Origin of the sequence: Pseudomonas sp. PA-4-8C (assembly GCF_021606625.1) — a bacterium.
GTDB classification, from domain to species: domain Bacteria; phylum Pseudomonadota; class Gammaproteobacteria; order Pseudomonadales; family Pseudomonadaceae; genus Aquipseudomonas; species Aquipseudomonas lactis.
On record NZ_WKCD01000043.1, the window covers coordinates 13,768 to 32,456 of the forward strand.

Annotated in this window: 17 protein-coding genes and 1 pseudogene; 9 read left to right on the forward strand and 9 right to left on the reverse strand. The window is 61.6% G+C overall.

Features of this window, described 5'->3' with window-relative positions:
- Window positions 1-130 precede the first annotated feature (130 nt).
- Window positions 131-1,420, reverse strand: a complete 1,290-nt coding sequence (locus GIW04_RS10230) for a serine/threonine transporter (RefSeq protein ID WP_003188811.1) — start codon at window positions 1,418-1,420, stop codon at window positions 131-133.
- Between the two features lie 61 nt (window positions 1,421-1,481).
- Window positions 1,482-2,858 carry an L-serine ammonia-lyase gene (locus GIW04_RS10235; RefSeq protein ID WP_034134805.1) on the reverse strand — a complete coding sequence of 459 codons (1,377 nt, stop codon included), beginning with the start codon at window positions 2,856-2,858 and terminating at the stop codon, window positions 1,482-1,484.
- 137 nt (window positions 2,859-2,995) lie between these two features.
- On the opposite strand from GIW04_RS10235, the gene GIW04_RS10240 reads away from it, so the two are divergent.
- Together GIW04_RS10240 and GIW04_RS10245 are read left to right on the forward strand one after the other, a co-directional pair.
- The gene (locus GIW04_RS10240) at window positions 2,996-3,943 is read left to right on the forward strand and encodes a LysR substrate-binding domain-containing protein (protein WP_032893426.1); all 948 of its coding nucleotides are present in this window, start codon (window positions 2,996-2,998) and stop codon (window positions 3,941-3,943) included.
- A 213-nt stretch (window positions 3,944-4,156) separates the two neighbouring features.
- Window positions 4,157-4,567, forward strand: a complete 411-nt coding sequence (locus GIW04_RS10245; RefSeq protein WP_003188815.1) for an HPF/RaiA family ribosome-associated protein — start codon at window positions 4,157-4,159, stop codon at window positions 4,565-4,567.
- Window positions 4,568-4,623: 56 nt separating this feature from the next.
- On the opposite strand, the gene GIW04_RS10250 is transcribed toward GIW04_RS10245, so the two are convergent.
- Window positions 4,624-6,135, reverse strand: a complete 1,512-nt coding sequence (locus tag GIW04_RS10250; protein WP_120248705.1) for an MFS transporter — start codon at window positions 6,133-6,135, stop codon at window positions 4,624-4,626.
- Window positions 6,136-6,239: 104 nt separating this feature from the next.
- Here GIW04_RS10250 and GIW04_RS10255 point away from each other — a divergent pair, with 104 nt between their 5' ends.
- Window positions 6,240-7,112, forward strand: a complete 873-nt coding sequence (locus tag GIW04_RS10255; RefSeq protein ID WP_120248706.1) for a LysR family transcriptional regulator — start codon at window positions 6,240-6,242, stop codon at window positions 7,110-7,112.
- Between the two features lie 132 nt (window positions 7,113-7,244).
- On the opposite strand, the gene fecA is transcribed toward GIW04_RS10255, so the two are convergent.
- The 3 genes from fecA to GIW04_RS10270 form a co-directional block, all read right to left on the reverse strand.
- Window positions 7,245-9,581: a TonB-dependent Fe(3+) dicitrate receptor FecA gene (gene fecA, locus GIW04_RS10260; protein ID WP_120248707.1), complete on the reverse strand. Its 2,337-nt coding sequence runs from the start codon at window positions 9,579-9,581 to the stop codon at window positions 7,245-7,247.
- Between the two features lie 223 nt (window positions 9,582-9,804).
- Window positions 9,805-10,746, reverse strand: a complete 942-nt coding sequence (locus tag GIW04_RS10265) for a FecR domain-containing protein (protein ID WP_120248708.1) — start codon at window positions 10,744-10,746, stop codon at window positions 9,805-9,807.
- Window positions 10,743-11,231: a sigma-70 family RNA polymerase sigma factor gene (locus GIW04_RS10270; protein ID WP_003188822.1), complete on the reverse strand. Its 489-nt coding sequence runs from the start codon at window positions 11,229-11,231 to the stop codon at window positions 10,743-10,745. Before GIW04_RS10270 ends, GIW04_RS10265 begins: the two co-directional genes overlap by 4 nt.
- 171 nt (window positions 11,232-11,402) lie before the next feature.
- Here GIW04_RS10270 and GIW04_RS10275 point away from each other — a divergent pair.
- The 5 genes and pseudogenes from GIW04_RS10275 (at window position 11,403) to GIW04_RS10295 (ending at window position 15,161) form a co-directional block, all read left to right on the forward strand.
- Window positions 11,403-11,704: pseudogene (locus GIW04_RS10275) on the forward strand (DUF3649 domain-containing protein).
- Window positions 11,701-13,275, forward strand: coding sequence for a PepSY-associated TM helix domain-containing protein (locus GIW04_RS10280; RefSeq protein WP_120248709.1), 1,575 nt, complete (start codon window positions 11,701-11,703; stop codon window positions 13,273-13,275). The pseudogene GIW04_RS10275 and the gene GIW04_RS10280 overlap by 4 nt, the downstream one beginning before the upstream one ends.
- Window positions 13,275-13,601 (forward strand): DUF3325 domain-containing protein, encoded by a 327-nt coding sequence (locus GIW04_RS10285; protein ID WP_003188828.1) that lies wholly within the window; start codon window positions 13,275-13,277, stop codon window positions 13,599-13,601. The genes GIW04_RS10280 and GIW04_RS10285 overlap by 1 nt, the downstream gene beginning before the upstream one ends.
- A 7-nt stretch (window positions 13,602-13,608) precedes the next feature.
- Complete coding sequence (locus tag GIW04_RS10290) at window positions 13,609-14,187, forward strand: RNA polymerase sigma factor (protein WP_003188829.1); 579 nt, start codon at window positions 13,609-13,611, stop codon at window positions 14,185-14,187.
- A complete protein-coding gene (locus tag GIW04_RS10295) occupies window positions 14,184-15,161 on the forward strand; it encodes a FecR family protein (RefSeq protein ID WP_120248710.1) in 978 nt (325 codons plus the stop codon). The genes GIW04_RS10290 and GIW04_RS10295 overlap by 4 nt, the downstream gene beginning before the upstream one ends.
- Before the next feature lie 230 nt (window positions 15,162-15,391).
- Here GIW04_RS10295 and GIW04_RS10300 read toward each other — a convergent pair whose 3' ends face one another.
- Window positions 15,392-15,742, reverse strand: coding sequence for a glutaredoxin family protein (locus GIW04_RS10300; protein WP_003188836.1), 351 nt, complete (start codon window positions 15,740-15,742; stop codon window positions 15,392-15,394).
- Window positions 15,742-16,746 carry a nucleoid-associated protein YejK gene (gene yejK / locus GIW04_RS10305; RefSeq protein ID WP_003188837.1) on the reverse strand — a complete coding sequence of 335 codons (1,005 nt, stop codon included), beginning with the start codon at window positions 16,744-16,746 and terminating at the stop codon, window positions 15,742-15,744. Before yejK ends, GIW04_RS10300 begins: the two co-directional genes overlap by 1 nt.
- A gap of 397 nt (window positions 16,747-17,143) precedes the next feature.
- Here yejK and GIW04_RS10310 point away from each other — a divergent pair, with 397 nt between their 5' ends.
- Window positions 17,144-17,425: an HU family DNA-binding protein gene (locus GIW04_RS10310; RefSeq protein ID WP_003188840.1), complete on the forward strand. Its 282-nt coding sequence runs from the start codon at window positions 17,144-17,146 to the stop codon at window positions 17,423-17,425.
- Between the two features lie 78 nt (window positions 17,426-17,503).
- Here GIW04_RS10310 and rlmF read toward each other — a convergent pair whose 3' ends face one another.
- Window positions 17,504-18,520, reverse strand: a complete 1,017-nt coding sequence (gene rlmF / locus GIW04_RS10315) for a 23S rRNA (adenine(1618)-N(6))-methyltransferase RlmF (protein WP_003188841.1) — start codon at window positions 18,518-18,520, stop codon at window positions 17,504-17,506.
- Between the last annotated feature and the right edge of the window lie 169 nt (window positions 18,521-18,689).

Here is an 18,689-nt window from a genome sequence, read left to right on the forward strand (position 1 = left end):
TCCAAATGTGGGAGCGGGCGTGCTCGCGAATACGGTGTATCAGCCAACAAATACTTGGCTGAAGGACCGCATTCGCGAGCAAGCCCGCTCCCACATTTTTTGTGCTGCTTTTGGAGATCAGTGAGCTAATTCAGGGCATCACGGAAAAAACGATCGCAGACAGCGCAATCAGCCCGATGACCACCACAAACACATTCGATGCCTGGCCTGAATACTGGCGCAAAGATGGCACTCGGCGGATGGCGTACATTGGCATCAGGAACAGCAGGCACGCGATGATCGGCCCGCCCATGGTTTCGATCATGCCCAGGATGCTCGGGTTGAAGGTGGCCACGGCCCAGCAGGTCAGTACCATGAACAACGCGGTGCAGCGTTCCAGCCATTTCGCCGACATCGAACGGTTGCGCCCACGCAGGGATTTGACGATCAGGCCCTGGAAGCCTTCGCTGGCGCCGATGTAGTGGCCCAGGAAGGATTTGGTGATCGCCACCAGCGCGATCAACGGCGCGGCGTAGGCAATCACCGGCGTCTGGAAGTGGTTGGCCAGGTACGACAGGATCGAGATGTTCTGCGCCTTGGCCGCGGCCAGGTCAGCCGGTGACAGCGCCAGCACGCAGCTGAAGCAGAAGAACATCACCGTCAGCACCATCATGCCGTGGGCGGTGGCCAGGATGCCGCTGCTTTTGCGCTCGGCCTGGGCGCCGTAGACGCGCTTCTGGTCCACGGCAAAGGCGGAGATGATCGGCGAATGGTTGAACGAGAACACCATCACCGGGATGGCCAGCCACAATGTCTTGAAGAACAGCGGCAACGGCATGCCTTCGCTGGCGGAGGCGAAGAACGCGCCATTCCAGTTGGGAATCAGGCTGAATGCCAGCAGCAGCAAGGCGGCCACGAAGGGGTACACCAGCACGCTCATGGCCTTGACGATCACGCCCTGGCCGCAACGCACGATGGCCATCAGGCCGAGGATCAGCACCAGCGACAGAATCGCCCGGGGCGGCGGCGCCATGTGCAATTGGTGCTCCATGAAACTGCCCAGGGTGTTGGTCAGCGCCACGCTGTACACCAGCAGAATCGGGAAGATCGCAAAGAAATACAGCAGGGTGATCAGCTTGCCGGCGCCGACACCAAAGTGTTCCTCGACCACTTCGGTGATGTCGCCGGATTTGCCCGACAGCACGAAGCGCGTCAACCCACGGTGGGCGAAGAAGGTCATCGGAAACGCCAGCAGCGCCAGCACGATCAGCGGCCAGAAACCGCCGACACCGGCGTTGATCGGCAGGAACAGGGTGCCCGCGCCGATGGCGGTGCCGTAGAGGCCGAGCATCCAGGTGGTGTCGTGTTTGGTCCAGCCGGTGGTTACTGTGCTTTCTCTGACATCGGGATTTTCGGCAGCAGGTGTACGTACATCAGTCATCGGTATTGCCTCGTTATTATTTTTGCGCGGGCTCACGTTGGGGCGGGTAGCAGTGCTCCGATCAGCACTCCACCCAGCTGACCGCCAGGCCGCCCCGTGAAGTTTCTTTGTATTTGTCATGCATATCGGCGCCGGTATCGCGCATGGTGCGGATGACCCGGTCGAGGGAGATGAAGTGTTTGCCGTCGCCGCGCAGGGCCATCTGCGTGGCGTTGATCGCCTTGACCGCCGCAATGGCATTGCGCTCGATGCACGGCACCTGCACCAGGCCTCCGACCGGGTCGCAGGTCAGGCCGAGGTTGTGTTCCAGGCCGATTTCGGCGGCGTTTTCCAATTGCTCCGGGGTGGCACCGAGGATATCGGCCAGGCCGGCAGCAGCCATGGCGCAGGCCGAACCCACTTCGCCCTGGCAGCCGACTTCGGCGCCGGAAATGGAGGCGTTTTTCTTGCAGAGGATGCCAACGGCGGCGGCGGCCAGGAAGAAATTGACCACGTCGTCGTCAGACGCGTCGGCGTTGAACTTCATGTAGTAGTGCAGCACGGCGGGGATGATACCGGCCGCGCCATTGGTCGGCGCGGTGACCATGCGCCCGCCGGCGGCGTTTTCTTCGTTGACGGCGAGGGCGAACAGGTTGACCCATTCCATCGCCGACAAGGTCGAGGTGATCACGTTGGGCTTGCCGATTTCCAACAGGCTGCGGTGCAATTTCGCGGCGCGACGCGGCACATCCAGGCCGCCGGGCAGGATGCCTTCATCGCGCAGGCCCTGTTCCACGCATTCGCGCATCACCGACCAGATATGCAGCAGGCCGCTGCGGATCTCTTCGTCGCTGCGCCACGCCCGCTCATTGGCCATCATCAGCTCGGATACCCGCAGGCCGTGCTTGTTGCACAAGGCCAGCAGTTCTACAGCGCTGGAAAAGTCATAGGGCAATTGCACATCGCTGCTGGGCGCAACGCCTGATGCGGCTTCGGCGGCTTCGATGATGAAACCACCGCCCACCGAGTAATAGGTTTGTTCGCTCAGCAGCCCGCTGTCGCCATAGGCGTGCAGGGACATGGCGTTGGGGTGATAGGGCAGGCTTTCGTCCAGCAGCAACAGATCGGTGTGCCAGTTGAAAGCGATTGCCTGGGAGCCTGCCAACATCAATTGGCCGGACTCGCGCAATTGCTGGATACGCGCATTGATCGAGGTGGGGTCGACGCGGTCTGGCCATTCGCCCATCAGGCCCATGACACAGGCGCGGTCGGTGGCATGGCCGACGCCGGTAGCGGACAGCGAGCCATACAGGCGTACTTCGACGCGACGGGTTTGGCTGAGCACATGCTGGTCGGTCAGGGCTTGGGCGAACGTCGCGGCAGCGCGCATCGGGCCGACAGTATGGGAGCTGGAAGGGCCGATGCCCACCTTGAATAGATCGAAAACACTGATAGCCATGCTAAAGCCTTACAAGCAATGGAGTAGAAATCGCTGCCATGTTTTGTAGAGCAGGCGGAATTGGCGCGATACTGAGCCTATGGCTCGGCACTGACCAACGAATTATCCTAAGACACCCTTTAGCAGGACTAAACGCTATGACTCGCCCCCTCCACGGCCAGACCTATGTGTGGTTGCATGTGTTTTCCTGCGCCGCACGGCATCTGTCGTTCACCCGCTGCGCCGAAGAACTGCACATCACGCCGGGAGCGGTGAGCCAGCAAATTCGCCAACTGGAGGAGCGCCTGGGCTTTCGGCTGTTTCATCGGCGTGCGCGAGGCGTTGAACTCAGCGCCGAGGGGCAGCGCCTGGCGGCCGTGGTGGGTGAGGCTTATGGCAGCATTGATGCCGAACTGCAGCGCCTTGACGCCGGGATGATCAGCGGCACCTTGCGCCTGCGTTCGATCCCCTCGTTTCTTGGCAAGTGGCTGACCCCGCGTCTACCGCGCTTTCAGCAGCGTTTTCCGGATATTCAACTGCGCATGGTCGCCGAAGACAGCAGCATCGCCCTGCATGAAGGCGACTTCGACTTGGCCATCGACCTCAACGACGGCAGCTACCCAGGGTTGTTATCCACAGCCCTGTTGGATGAACAGATATTCCCGGTGTGCGCCCCCAGCCTGTTGCGTGGCCGCCCGCCTTTGCATGGCCCGGCGGACCTGGCGCATTTCCCGCTGCTGCACGACATCACCGCCTGGCGTGGGAGTTATGAATATGCCGAGTGGGAGTTTTACCTCAATGCCATCGGCTATCACGGTGCCGACGTACGGCGCGGGCACACCTTCAACCGCAACCACCTGACCATCGAAGCCGCCATCGCCGGCATGGGCGTGGCGATTGCCCGGCGCACCTTGCTGAACGATGAACTGGAGCGCGGCACCTTGATCGTGCCGTTCGGCCTGGCGGTGCCCAACCATAAACGCTACGTGCTGCTGTATGCGCCGGGCGCGTTGAACCATCCGGGCGTGCGTGCGGTGCATGACTGGCTGGTGGAGGAAGCAGGGATTTTTCGCGGATTGCACCCGTTGGGAGAGGGGCAATTGTGAGTTTCGCAGGGCGTAAGAAGATGTAACTAACTCCCCACCCTAACAGCGTTTTTGCTCGTCGTCAGGGTTAATTTGTAATGTGGGATTTATCTTTGCAAAGGACTTGAATTGTTTCAGCAGGTGCTCAATTGTGTAATCAAGAGGTCATGGTTTCACCACCCCGGTGTTGCAGTTTGTGACCTCTGGCGAGCTAGCTGAAATAAGGGAAGAACTATGCAAATCCAAGTCAATAGCGATAACCATATTGAAAGCAGCATCCGACTGGAGGAGTGGGTACGTACTACCATTGAGAGCACGCTCGAACGCTACGAAGAAGACCTGACCCGTGTGGAGGTCTACCTGCGGGACGAGAACGGTGACAAGCCCGGTCCCCACGACCTGAGTTGCCGTCTGGAAGCACGGCCAAAGGGCCACCAACCAGTTTCTGTGTGCCATAAAGCCGATACGCTGGAACAGGCGATCGATGGCGCCGCAGTCAAGCTCGACCACGCACTGGAACATCTGTTTGGCAAACTGCAAGGCAAGCCGCGCGCTGCCGGTAAAAACCAGCCAATCAACAAAGTGAATGAAGACGCGTTGGAAGAGGAATTCCTGGAAAACGAGAACGCTGCCATTAACGGCTGATTGTTTTTTCATTCCCCCACTGAAAACGGGCCTGCACATGCAGGCCCGTTTTTCGTTCAGCGCTCGCGCCGGAAGAAATACCGGCTCAGCATCGCCAGCCCGCAGGCGCCCAACCCCGCAAACAGCATGGCCCAGCCGGCGCCGCTGCGCAGCGCTGTTTGCGCATCCTGAATGGTCAGCCCCGGCGCATCCAACTTGCCGGCGGCAATATGCTGGCTGAGGTTTGCCCACTCCAGTGCCGTGCTGTGAGGCAGCACGTGGGCCAGGTTGTGGCTGATCCCCAACAACAGCACAAGGCCCATCAGCGCGATATTGAGCGCGAGGGTGATCAGCCGTGCGCTGAAGTCGATGCCCGAGGCCATGCCCGCGCGGTCAGCCGAGACTGAGCCGGTGGTGGTGTTGGTGGTCGGCGAATTGGTCAGCGCCAGCCCGATACCGGCGATCACGCAACTGAGCAGCACCAGCGCCGTGCTGGGTTGTTGGGCGTAATTAACGGCGGCCATCCCCATGAACCCTGCGCCCATTGTCCCCAGGCCCAGGGGAATGATGCGTTCGGCGCCAAAACGCAGGGCCAGGCGTTCGGCCAGCGGCGGCACCAGCAAAGTGGGCAAGGTGTACGCGAGCAATGCGGCGCCGGTGGTCACGGTGTCGTAACCCAGGCCCGCTTGGAAGTACAACGGCAGGTAAATCATGAACGGCCAGAAGCTGAAGTTCATGCCGATCGAGCCCATCAACGCGCCATTGAAGCGTTGGATGCGCAACACCGAGAAGTCGAACATCGGGTGAGCGCTGCGCCGCTCAATCCAGATAAACAGCAGCAGCCCGAAGACCGACAGGCCAGCCCAGCCGAGCATCGCCGGGGTGCCAAAGCCGATTTCGCTGCCCTGGGTGATGAAATAGACCAGCGCAAACACCGTGAGTGTCATGGTCAGCATGCCGGCGATGTCGAGGCGATGGCTGGCCGGGTCGCGGGATTCCTGCACGCTGATGTGCAACAACGCCAAGGTGAACAGGGTCAGCGGTACGTGCACCAGGAACACCCAGCGCCAGTCCGCCACGGCCAGGATCAAGGCCCCCACCATCGGCCCGAAACCCAGACCCACGCCAGCGATCACGCCCCATATCGCGAAGGCCCGCGCACGCGTCGCGGGTTCGCGGAATTGGTGGGACAAGATCGCGAACTGGCAAATCATCATTGCTCCGGCGCCGATACCTTGAACAAACCGCGCCATGATCAGCGTGGCGGCGCTGTCGGCCAGCCCACAGGCCAATGAAGCTAGCCCAAACAGCCATAGGCACACCACCAATACACGCCGCCGACCAAAGCGATCCGCCAAGGTGCCCGCCGCCATCAGTACGCTGGTACAGGCCAGGGTGTAGGCATTCATGATCCATTGGGCGTCTTGAAAACCCGTGCCCAGTTCCTGTTCCAGCGTCGGCAGGATGACCGGCACGCTGGAGATTTCCAGGCCGAACATCAGGGCCACCAGGCAAACGGCGGTGAGGGCCAGGCCGTTTCTGGCAGTACCCGGGGGAGTGAGGGCCGAGAGTGCGACGGCGCGGGGCATACGACATTCCTTTCGAGAGCGGGAGGGGCTATTCTCTCGGGAATAAGGTTCTTTATTGACGACAATTTTTCCATCGATAAGGGAATGCGGGGCGACAATTAAACATGGCCACTCCACGTTTTGATGGCGTCGAGCTCTTTTTGCAGATTGTCGAAAGCGGCAACCTCACCGAAGCCGCCGAACGCCTGAACCTCACCCGCTCGGCGGTAGGCAAGGGCCTGGCGCGCCTGGAGGCACGCTTGGGCACGTGCCTGTTACAGCGTTCCACCCGGCGCCAGCGGTTGACCGAGGACGGGCAGGCGTACTACGAGCATTGCCTGCGCGCATTGGCAGAGTTGGAGGCGGCCGAGTCGGTGCTGGAAAGCGGCCGTCAGCAACCCCGCGGGCGTTTGCGAGTGAGCGTACCCCTGGCGTTTGGTCATCACTATGCCGCGCCAGCGTTGTGGGCCCTGATGGACAGCTATCCGGAACTGGAAATCGACCTTTGTTTTTCCGACCGCATGATCGACTTGGTGCAGGAAGGCTTCGATATCGCTGTGCGCATCGGCCCGTTGCCCGACACCGACCGCCTGAGTGCAAGGCGCCTGGGGCAGCAGGTCATGGGGCTGGCGGCGTCACCGGCGTATTTGCAGCGCAAGGGCGCCATTGAAAGTATCGAAGACCTGGCCGCTCATCGTGGTATCGCCTACCGCAGCAACACCGCGCAGCGCTCGCGCCTGGTCTCTCCCCTGATCCTGGACGACCTCCAGGCCGTAGCCGATGCCGCCATCGCGGGCGTGGGCCTGGCCTGGTTGCCGAGTTGGTTGATTGCCCATTACGCACTGCGCGGGCAGTTGCAGGCCGTGCTGCCCAGCTATCGTGAGCAACCTGCACCGATCCATGTGATCTGGCCGACGGCGGCGCATATGCCGGCCAAGACGCGGTGTGCCATTGACGCGTTGGTGGCCGCCACCCCCAGTTGCCTGGCGGGCAGTTAGATCCTGAACACACTGAAAATCATCTGTAGGAGCGAGCTTGCTCGCGAAAAACGTCAACGATAACGCGTGTTTGCTGAATGAACGCGGCGCCTGTGAGTTTTTCGCGAGCAAGCTCGCTCCTACAAAATGCGGTCAGAACGCGATAGAGGTTTGCACATACACCGTGCGCGGCTCACCCACGTACTTGCCCTTGTTGTTGTCATCAAACGAGCGGGTGTAGTACTGCTTGTTGAAGATGTTTTTCACCCCCACCGCCACATTCAAGTCCGACAACTGCGGTCCGAAGTCATAGGCTGCGCGGCTGCTGAACAGCATGTAGCCGGGAATGCGGCCATTGGCGCCGTCGGCGCTTTCGGCCTGGGTGTTGGCGTTGTCGGCGAACTGGCTGCTCTGGTAGCTGCTGTCCACATTCAGCTTCCAAGGGCCTTCGGTGTAACCCACGCCGAGGGTACCTTTGTGCTTGGAGGAGAAAGGCACGCGGTTGCCTTTGTTCGGGCCGTCTTCGCGGATGGTCGCATCCACATAGGCGTAGGTGGCGTACACGTCAAACCCTGCCAGCGCCGGGCTCAGGCCGTCGAGGGCGTAGTTGATGCTCGACTCGATGCCCTGGTGGCGGGTTTCACCGCGGGCGATCACGGTGTCGTTGGTCTGGTTGCTGTCGTACTGGTTGTCGAAGTTGATCAGGAAGGCACCGATTTCCGCACGCAGGTTGCCGTTGTCATAGCGCGTGCCGAGCTCCCAGGTGCGGGCTTTTTCCGGTTTCACTTCGCCGCTGTTCACGCGGTTGGGCATCTGGCTGTATTGCACGCTGCCGAACGAGCCTTCGGTGTTGGCGTACAGGTTCCAGTCGTCGGTGAGGTGGTAGAGCACGTTCAGCGCGGGCAGCGCGGTGTTGTAGTCACCCTTGTATTTGACGTTGCTCAGGTTGTTGGTCTGCTGGGACTTGATCATCTCGTAGCGAATGCCTGGGGTGATGGTCCACTTGCCGATGTCGATGCGGTCGTCGATGAAGAACGCATTGGCTTCGGTGCCGCCGCGCGTGTCGCGGTCGTTGCGGCTGTTGGTGGTGGGGATTTGCTGGTTGGCGGCAATCGGTGTGCGGTAGCGCAGTTCGTGGCCGGCTTCATTGATGTAGCGGTAGCCCACACCCACTTCGTGGCTGGTGGGGCCGAGGTCGAAGCCCTGGGCGAAGCGCGTTTCCAGGCCGCGTACCCAATATTCCCGTGGCGACAGCGACAGGAAACTGCCCTGGTCCAGGTAACCGCTGCGCAGGGTCTTTGTGAAGAAACTGTTGACCGTGAATTCGCGGCGGTCCTGCTCGTAGCGGTAGCCGACGTTGAACATCGTGCGGCGGCCCCAGAACTTGTCGTAGGGCCGAGTGGACTGATACGGGTCGGCCTTGTAGTCCTTGACGTTCAAACCGCCCGGCATGTCGGCCTGGCCTTCGTAGTACTGCGCCATGGCGTTGAAGCTGTTGGTGTCGTCCAGTTGGTATTTGCCCTTGAGGATCAGGTCGTCGATGCGCGTGTTGCTGTTTTCGCGCCAATCGCCGCCGCGGGTGCCGGAGTACAAGAGCGCGCCGCCCAGGCCATTGTCGGCGGTGCCGCCCGCCAGCAGGTTGCCGGTGGTCTTGAAGCCGTCGTGGCTGGAGGAGGGGCTGGTCTCGGTCTGCAAACCGCCCTTGACCGTCGGCGCATCCGGGATAGCCCGGGTGACGAAGTTGACGATGCCGCCCACGTTTTGCGGGCCATAGCGCACCGCACCGCCGCCGCGTACCACATCCACCGCGTCCATATTGCCCATGCTGATCGGCGCGAAGGAGAGTTGCGGCTGGCCGTAAGGCGCGAAGGGCACCGGGATGCCATCCATCAGCACGGTGGAGCGCGACGCCAGGCGCGGGTTGAGCCCGCGAATACCGAAGTTCAGCGCCATGTCGTGGCTACCGGTGCCGTTGTTGTCCGGGGCGTTGACGCCAGGGATGCGGTTAAGCACATCGCGGGCCTGGGTGGCGCCCTGGCGTTCGAATTCTTCACGGCGGATCACATCTCGGGCGCCGGGGTGTTCGAACACGTTGGTTTGCGCCGCGTCACCGAGCCAGTCGCCGACCACGTTGGAGGTCTGCAACTCCAGGGTAGCGGGGGCGCCCGCTGGTTGCAGGCTGTAGGCGTTATCACCCTCAGCGCGGGCTTGCAGGCCGGTGCCTTCCAGTAGTTTTTGCAAGCCCTCGGCAGCGCTGTAATTGCCCGACAGCCCTGGGCTTTGCATACCGGCCGTCACTGCCGAACCGAAGGACACCAGCACCCCGGCTTCACGCCCGAATTGATTCAGGGCCGCTTCCAGGGTGGTCGGCGCAATGTGGTACGCCTTGGCGTCGGCTGCCATCACCGCCGGCAGTGCGGTCAGGCTGAGGCTGGCACCGAGCAGGAGTTGGCGCAGGGTACGGGCGAGAAGCGTCGGTTGCTGGGGCATGAAGGGCGGTCCTGAGAAGGAAGGATCAAGGGGGGCTTTCCTTCTCTGTCACGCCAGGTGCGGAAAACGGCTCACAATTGCGTATAAATATTTTTGAATGCGCTTCCCACTGTAGGAGCGAGCTTGCTCGCGAAAGTCGTCAACGATAATGCGGGTTGTCTGGTTTAACGCGGTGGGTTGAGGTTTTTCGCGAGCAAGCTCGCTCCTACAAAAAGCGCTTGCATCACGCACGTGCCTGCACGGTCACCCAATAACGCGTAAAACGCCGCACTTTCACCGGCAGGCTGATCTCCAGCAGGTCGAGGATGCGTTCGCTGTCATCCAATGGGTAACTGCCGGACAGCAGCAAGTTGGCCACTTGTGGATCGCAATGGAGCTGGCCGCGACGATAGCGCCCCAGTTCACTCAAGAAGTCTTCCAGGCGCATATGTGCGGCCACCAGCATGCCGTCGGCCCAGGCGCCGCTGTTGGCGTCGGTGGGGCGTGGGGTGTCCCAGCCTTTGCGGGTGAAATTGACTTGGTGCGCGGCATTAACGCTCAGCGCCAAGCCGTTGTAGCGGTTGGGCATCACCTCGACCTGGCCGGCCAGCACCGCCAGTTGGGTGTGGTCGTTGAACTGGCGCACAGTCAAGCGCGCCGCCTGGCTGCTGAGCAGGCCCTGGCCGGTCAGCACGTGCAACGGCGCCTGGCCTGCACGGGCAGTGAGCAGGATTTCACCTTCAAGCAGGCGCACCAGGCGCTGCTGGCCGTCGAAATGCACATCCACAGCGCTGCCGGTGTTGAGCTGCAACTGGCTGCCGTCGGCCAGTTGCACCGTGCGGCGTTGGCCCACCGGGCTGCGATAGTCAGCCGTCAGCGGCGGCAGGATATGTTGCTGGCGCAGGCTCCAGGCAGCGGCTGAACCGGCACCCAGAATCAGCAGCAACTTAAGCGCCTGGCGCCGGTTGCTGGAGGTGGGGGCATTCAACGCGGCGTGAGCCAGGGGCGAGGGCACGCCGCGCAGGCGTTGGTTGACGCGCTGGATCTGCTCCCACGCGCGTTGGTGTTCGATGTGAGCATTCAACCATTGCTGCCAGGCCGCCTGCTGGCGCGGGTTGAGCGCGCCTTGCTGCATTTCCAGCAACCAGTGCACGGCTTGTTCGGCGACTTGGCTGGAGACGTTCATAGGGCGAAGTAGCAGCGCATGGCCGCTTTGGTCAGGTGGCGTTTGACGGTGGCGATGGAGATGCCCAGTTGCGCGCCGATTTGCGCGTAGGTCAGGCCATCGAGTTGGGCCAGCAGGAAGGCGCGTTTGACCTGCTTAGGCAAGCCGTCGAGCAGTTGGTCCAGTTCCAGCAAGGTTTGCAGGATGATCGCGCGGTCTTCTTCCGACGGCGCCACGTGTTCGGGCATCTGCGCCAAGGCCTCAAGGTAGGCGCGCTCCAGGTCCTGGCGGCGGTAGAAGTTGAACAGCACACGCTTGGCCACGGTGGTGAGGAAGGCGCGCGGCTCGATCAGCGTTGGCGCTTCCCGGGCACTGAGCACGCGGATGAAGGTGTCCTGCGCCAGGTCGGCCGCGTTGTCCGGGCAGCCGAGCTTGCGCCGCAACCAGCCGGTAAGCCAGTGGTGATGGTCGTTGTACAACACTTCGACGGGATTGGACGGCTGCAACGCGATCACTCCGCAAGCATTCGACATGCTTTAGAGAACAAGAATTGTTCGCATTGTAGGGCCCGTGACCGGGTTCGGCAATCGGACAGGGCAGGTGATTCATCCGTTCTCTTTTGCTTATGAGAATATTTATCATTAATATTGCGCGCTGATGAACCAGGCGCCTGCCGCATGAAAAGCAAAACCTCATTGCCCGTTTCCTACCGCCTTGCCGTCACCTCGCGCGTGCTGGCGGCGGTGATTGGTGGTTACCTGATGGCCTCCCTGGCCGCCATTTGCCTGGCGCTGTGGCTGCCCACTACCCGTGCCGATGCGGTGGTTACCGGCATGATGAGTTCCTTTGTGTTCTACCTGCTGGCGGTGCTCTGGTGTTTTGCCTGCCGCACGGCATGGCGCGCCTGGGCAGGGGTGATGGTGCCGAGTGCGCTGTTTGCCACCCTGGCCGCATTGGTTTCTGGATGGCTCGCACATGAAAGAGGGCTTTCGCCAGGCCATGGCCTGGCTGCACACCTGGGCAGGCTTGATCTTCGGTTGGCTGCTGTTCGCGATTTTCCTGACCGGCACCCTGGCCTATTTCAAAGACGAAATTACCCATTGGATGCAGCCCGAAGTGCAGGCCCATCCCCTGGACGATGGGCGCAGCCTCGCCGTCGCGCAAAGCTACCTGCAACAGCAGGCACCCACCGCCGCGCGCTGGTTCATTACCTTGCCGACCCGCCGCGACCCCGGCCTATCGGTGATGTGGCAAGACAAGCTCGAGCCCGGCAAGCGCGGCACCTTCATCCAGAAAGTCCTCGACCCCGTCACCGGCCAAGCGGTGCAGGCCCGCGAAAGCAAGGGCGGCGAGTTCTTCTATCGTTTCCACTTCCAGCTGCAAATGCCTTACCCGTGGGGCCGCTGGCTGTCGACCATCGCCGCCATGGTGATGTTCGTCGCGCTGATCACCGGCATCATCACCCACAAGAAAATCTTCAAGGACTTCTTCACCTTCCGCCCCCGCAAAGGCCAGCGCTCCTGGCTGGACGGGCACAACGCGGTGGGTGTGCTGGTGCTGCCGTTTCACCTGATGATCACCTACAGCAGCCTGGTGATTTTCATGAGCATGGTCATGCCCGCGCCCATCGTGGCGTCCTATGGCGACGACAGCCGGGCGTTTTTCAATGAGCTGTTTCCCAACACCAACAATGCGCCGGCCCTTGGCCAGCCAGGGCAGTTGCTGCCGTTATTGCCGCTGTACCAGCAGGCGCGGGAGCAGTGGGCGGGTGGTCATGTAGGGCGGGTGGCGGTCAACAACCCCGGCGATGCCAACGCCTCAGTCAATGTGTTCCGCGCCGGCTCCGACAGCGTAGTGCATGCCTCCGGCAGTACCCTGTCGTTCAACGGCACCACCGGCGAGCTGTTGCGAGGCAGTGCCGAGCCGTCATTGGCGACGGCCATCGGTGGCAGTTTCTACGGTTTGCACATGGGCCATTTCGCCGGCCCAGTGCTGCGCTGGCTGTACTTTATTTGCGGCCTGGCGGGCACGGCGATGATCGGTACGGGCTTGGTGATCTGGCTGGGCAAGCGCCAGCTCAAACATGCCAAAGCCGCGGTCATGCCCTTTGAACTGCGCCTGGTGGAGGTGTTGAATATCGCCAGCATGTCCGGATTGATGATCGCCATCGCGGCGTTTTTCTGGGCCAACCGCCTGTTGCCGGTAAGCTTCGCTGCGCGTTCCGACTGGGAAGTGCAGGCGTTCTTTATCGCCTGGGCCCTGAGCCTGTTGCACGCCTTGCTGCGGCGCGGTCGCCAGGGCTGGGTCGAGCAACTGAGCTTCGGCGCGCTGTTGTTTGCCGCCATTCCATTGCTCAACGCCATCACCACCTCGCATCACTTGGGTGTCTCTGTGCCAAGCGGCGACTGGGCGATGGCCGGCTTCGACCTCACCTGCCTGGCCAGTGGCGCGTTCCTCGCCTGGGCAGCCTGGAAGATGCATCACCGCAGCGCGCCGCTACCCAAGGCTGAGCGTGCCCGCGGGTTAACACTCAAGCAGCAGGCCAACTGATGCTCCTCGCGCTACTGATGTGCTACGCCGGGTTTACCGCGCTGTGTTTGTCTACCGACCGTCACCACGGCGAATTGCTGCACTGCAAACCCACGCCCACGCGGCGCCTGGCGCTGCGGGTGGGCGGCTGGTTGCTGCTGGCCGTGTCGATCTGGCCGGCCGTGCTTGGTGCTGGTTGGGGCCAGGGCCTGGTGGAGTGGTGCGCGGTGTTGATGCTCAGCGCCTTGCTGCTGGTGTTGCTGCTGCCGTATCGGCCAAGGCTGGCCTTGATCCTCGCGGGCCTCGGCCTGTTGGCCAGCCCTGTTGCGGCGTTCGCCCTATCTTGAGTCGGCCATGAGGATCAACCCACCGCCGCAACCCCAGGACAATCCGCATGCGGAGGCGGCCGGTGGGCGTGCGCACTTTTTGCAGGTGTTTTTGTCCCAGCGTTCGCAAATGGAGGCGTTGGTCAGCCGCCGTGTCGGTTGCCGCGCCACGGCAGCCGACCTGGTGCAGGATTTGTTCCTGCGCTTTTGGCGTCGCCCGCTGGTGCAGGTCGAAGAGCTGAGCACCTACCTGCTGCGCTGCGCTGGCAACATTGCTATCGACCACCTGCGCAGCGAAGGTGCTCGGGCACGCAGCAGTGAAGGCTGGCTACCCGAGCAGTCAGACAATCAAGGCTGCGAACCCCAGGCGGCGCTGGAGGCGGGCAATGATCTGCGCCATGTGGAAGCCGCCTTGCGCAGCTTGCCCGAACGCACCCGCCAGATTTTCCTGCTTAACCGCATTCACGGCCGCAAATACGCAGAAATCGCCAAAGCCATGGGCCTGTCCCAAAGCGCCGTGGAAAAACATATGATGCGCGCCCTCGAAGCCTGCAAGGCCAGCCTTCGCGAACCATCGCCGCCACGCACGCCAGGGAAAGCCCCGTGAACGTCACGCCCACGCCCGCCCAGGAACAGGCCGCGCTCGATTGGCTGAGCCTGCTGCATGACCAGCCCAGCAGCGGCGACCAGGCCACGTTCAGCCGCTGGTTACGCGCAGATCCCGCACACGTCGAGGCCTATTCCCAAGCCCAGGTGCTCTGGGAATTGAGCGAAGTGCCGGCGCGCCAACTGGCCGACGAGGACGCGCTCGCCTTGCAGGGCTACCTCAATAGGATCACCGCCTCCAAACGCTCCCGGGTGGCGCGTTGGTCTGGTGCCTTGGCCGTCGCTGCCTGCCTGCTGCTGATGGTGTCGATGGGCGCCGGTTGGCAGCCGTCGCGCTGGGTCGATGAATGGGGCGCCGATTATGTGACGGCGCCGGGGGAGGTGCAGACTTTCACCCTGGCCGATCAATCCAAGGTCACCCTAGACGCCGACAGCGCCATCGCCGTGGATTTCAGCCAGGGCGAACGGCACATCCAACTGCGCCGTGGTGCAGGTTTTTTCAGCGTGACCCACACCGGCGACCCCTTCGTGGTGGAGGCGAGTGGCGGTGAAACGCGGGTACTGGGAACGCAGTTTGAAGTGCGCCTGCAACCTGACGGCGCCGAGGTCACTGTGCTGTCCGGCCGTGTCGGCGTGACGCCCTCCAGACAGGGCCAGCAACAGGTGCTGACCGCGGGCCAGCAAGTGGCCTACGCCGATGGTATTGCCGACCCTTTGCATGGGGTCGACAGCGCCTCACGTCTGGCCTGGCGCGAGGGTTGGCTCAATTACTACAAAGCACCCCTGGCTGACGTGGTCGAGGACCTGAGGCGTTATTACCCCGGCCGAATTCTTCTGCTTAACGAGAACATGGCCGCCAAACGCGTCAGCGGCAGTTTTCCGAGCCAGGACCCCTTAGCGGTTTTGAATGCCTTGCAAGCGGTGTTGGGTTTTGAACAGCACAGCCTGTTGGGCCGCATGATTGTGGTGCGCTAGGCCTGCGTTGCGGTTTTCGCTGCTGAACCCGTTAGGCAAGGAATACCTCAGCTCGACACGCACGGCGTTGGTGTTGCTGGAAGCCAATTTCTAAGCCCACCCCAAAACCCAATGCGCAGCGCTGACGTGTGTGGGAGCTGGCTTGCCTGCGATAGCGGTGTGTCAGTCACAGGTATTGAACCTGTTACACCGCCATCGCAGGCAAGCCAGCTCCCACATTTGATTGCGTGTTACTTCAGGGCGGCCATGATTGCTTCGGGGTTGTAGTCGCGAATCAAGGTCCCGTTCACATCCACAAACGGAATCCCACCACCGCCCAGCGCCTCATACGCCTTGCGCGCCTGGGCATCCTTCTCGATATCGACGGCCTGGTACGGGATACCCTTCTGGTCCAGAAAACGCCGGATCTGCTTGCAGTACCCACACCATTCGGTGGCATAGAGCACCACCCGCGCAGAGGCGCGCACCTGCTCCGGGACCACCTGGGACGGGTTGAACAGCCGTTCCACCTTGCCCCAGTTCTGGATCGCAACCACCACCAGCAACACCAGCAGGACTTTCTTGAGTACCCCGCCCAGCATCAGTTACGGCGCTTGAGCTGGTCGGTCAGTTGGGTCGGCAGGCCCTTGATGATCAAGGTGCCGGCGGCTTCGTCGTACTCGATCTTGTCGCCCAGCAGGTGCGCTTCAAAGCTGATGGACAGGCCCTCGGCGCGCCCGGTGAAGCGGCGGAACTGGTTGAGGGTGCGTTTATCGGCCGGAATCTCCGGCGACAGGCCGTAATCTTTGTTGCGGATGTGGTCGTAGAAGGCTTTTGGCCGGTCTTCATCAATCAGCCCGGAGAGCTCTTCCAGGCCCATGGGTTCGCCGAGCTTGGCCTGGCTGCTGGCGTAGTCCACCAGGGTCTTGGTTTTCTCGCGGGCGGACTCGTCGGGCAAGTCTTCGCTTTCGACGAAGTCACTGAACGCCTTGAGCAGGGTGCGGGTTTCGCCCGGGCCATCCACGCCTTCCTGGCAGCCGATAAAGTCGCGGAAGTACTCCGAGACCTTCTTGCCGTTCTTGCCTTTGATGAAGGAGATGTACTGCTTGGACTGCTTGTTGTTCTGCCACTCGGAGACGTTGATACGCGCCGCCAGGTGCAACTGGCCCAGGTCCAGGTGGCGCGAGGGCGTCACGTCCAGCTCGTCGGTCACCGCCACGCCTTCGCTGTGGTGCAGCAGGGCGATAGCCAGGTAGTCGGTCATGCCTTGCTGGTAATGGGCAAACAGCACATGGCCGCCGGTGGAGAGGTTGGACTCCTCCATCAGCTTCTGCAGGTGCTCTACCGCCGTGCGGCTGAAGCTGGTGAAGTCCTGGCCACCGTCAAAGTAGTCCTTCAACCAGCCGCTGAACGGGTGCGCGCCGGACTCGGCATGGAAGAAACCCCAGGCCTTGCCTTGTTTGGCGTTGTAGCTCTCGTTGAGGTCGGCAAGCATGTTCTCGATGGCGGCGGACTCGGCCAGTTCCGTGTCGCGGGCGTGAAGAACTGCGGGTGTGCCGTCGGGTTTTTTGTCGATCAGGTGGACGATGCAATGACGGATCGGCATAGGCTTCTCGGCTGGTTGAAGGGGGAGCGGTTGGCCTCCCCGAAAAGTCGCCCAGTGTACCGCACCCATTGGTCAAGACGTGCCCCGAACGGCATTTTGCACGCCCTGTGACTGGCCATATGCCTTTTTTTCACGGTTTAGAGCGATAAAGCTGACCAAATGGGTATGTTGAGGCGGATATTTCCCCGTCTCTGTGCTAGTTTTGCCCCGTCTTACGCCAAGTCTCGGCGTTAAGCGTGCATTCAGCATTTGTCAGGTCGAACCAATCCCCGTTTCAAGCATCTATAACCCCGATCTCCGTGGTTATAGCCGGGGATGCCAGGCCATGACGGTCGGGCTCGACGGCTGACACTGCACTCTGCAATCCATATGAATTTGATAGGGAAGGAACACCACAATGGCTATTACTAAAGACCAACTGATCGCTGACCTGGCTGAAGCAGTAGACGCACCGAAAACTACCGTGCGTGCTCTGCTGGACCAACTGAGCCAAGTTGTTGCTGATCAGCTGGAAAATGGCGGCGAAATCACTCTGCCAGGCGTTGGCAAACTGAAAGTGACCGAGCGTCCTGCCCGTACTGGCCGTAACCCTTCGACTGGCGCTGCCATCGAAATCGCTGCCAAGAAAGTTATCAAGCTGGTTGTGGCTAAAGGCCTGACCGACGCTGTTAACAAGTAAGACGCAGCAAAAAAAACCGTGCTTCGGAGTGATCCGGGCACGGTTTTTTATTGCCTGCGATTTTATTGTGTGGCGGGCTTATCGAACCCAGCGCTGGCGCCAGATCTGCTGCTCGTTCTTGGTCTGGAACGTCCAGGCCACAAAGCGGCTCTGCTTCTGCCCCTGGGACATCTCCACTACCTGGCTTTCCAGCACGCCGGCTTTTTTCAGCGCCGTTTCGATCGCCGGCAGGTTGGAGGCTTTGGACACCAGGGTGCTGAACCACAGCACTTTATGCGCAAAGTGCGCGCTTTCGGCGATCAACTGCGTCACAAACCGCGCCTCGCCGCCCTCACACCACAGTTCGGCCGATTGACCACCGAAGTTGAGCACCGGCAATTTGCGTTTCGGGTCGGCCTTGCCCAAGGCGCGCCACTTGCGCTCGCTGCCTTTGGTGGCTTCGTCCATGGACGCATGGAAGGGCGGGTTGCACATCGTAAGGTCAAAGCGTTCACCCGGCTCCAGCAGGCCCAACAGAATTTGTTTGGGGTTGGGTTGCTGGCGCAACTGGATGACCTTGCTCAGGTCGTTGGATTGCACGATGGCCTTGGCGGCGCTCACGGCGATCGGGTCGACCTCCGAGCCGAGGAAGTTCCAGCGGTACTCCATATAGCCAATCAGTGGGTAGACGCAGTTGGCGCCCATGCCGACGTCCAGCACCTTGACGATCGAACCGCGGGGAATCTTGCCCTCGTTGACGCTGGCCAGCAGGTCGGCGAGGAAATGCACATAGTCGGCACGCCCCGGTACCGGCGGGCATAGATAGTCCGCCGGGATATCCCAATGCTGGATGCCATAGAACGACTTGAGCAACGCCCGGTTGAACACCCGCACCGCATCCGGGCTGGCGAAGTCGATGCTCTCTTTGCCGTAGGGATTGATGATCACGAATTTGGCCAGTTCAGGCGTGGTCTTGATCAGCGCCGGGAAGTCGTAACGGCCCGTGTGGCGGTTGCGTGGGTGCAGGGTGGCCTCTTTGCGCGGCGCGACGGGTTTGGCCGTGGCGGCGGTTTTAGGCTTCTTGCGCGGTGGTTTGGGCGTAGTGGGGGCGGTCATGATGATTCTGGTGTTGGCTCAAAGTGATGGGCATTGTCACACATTCTTGAACACAACTCGGTCAAATGTGGGAGCTGGCTTGCCTGCGATGCAGGCGACTGGGTGTATCAGGCAGACCGAGGTGATGCTATCGCAGGCAAGCCAGCTCCCACAGGGATAGGGTTCAGAG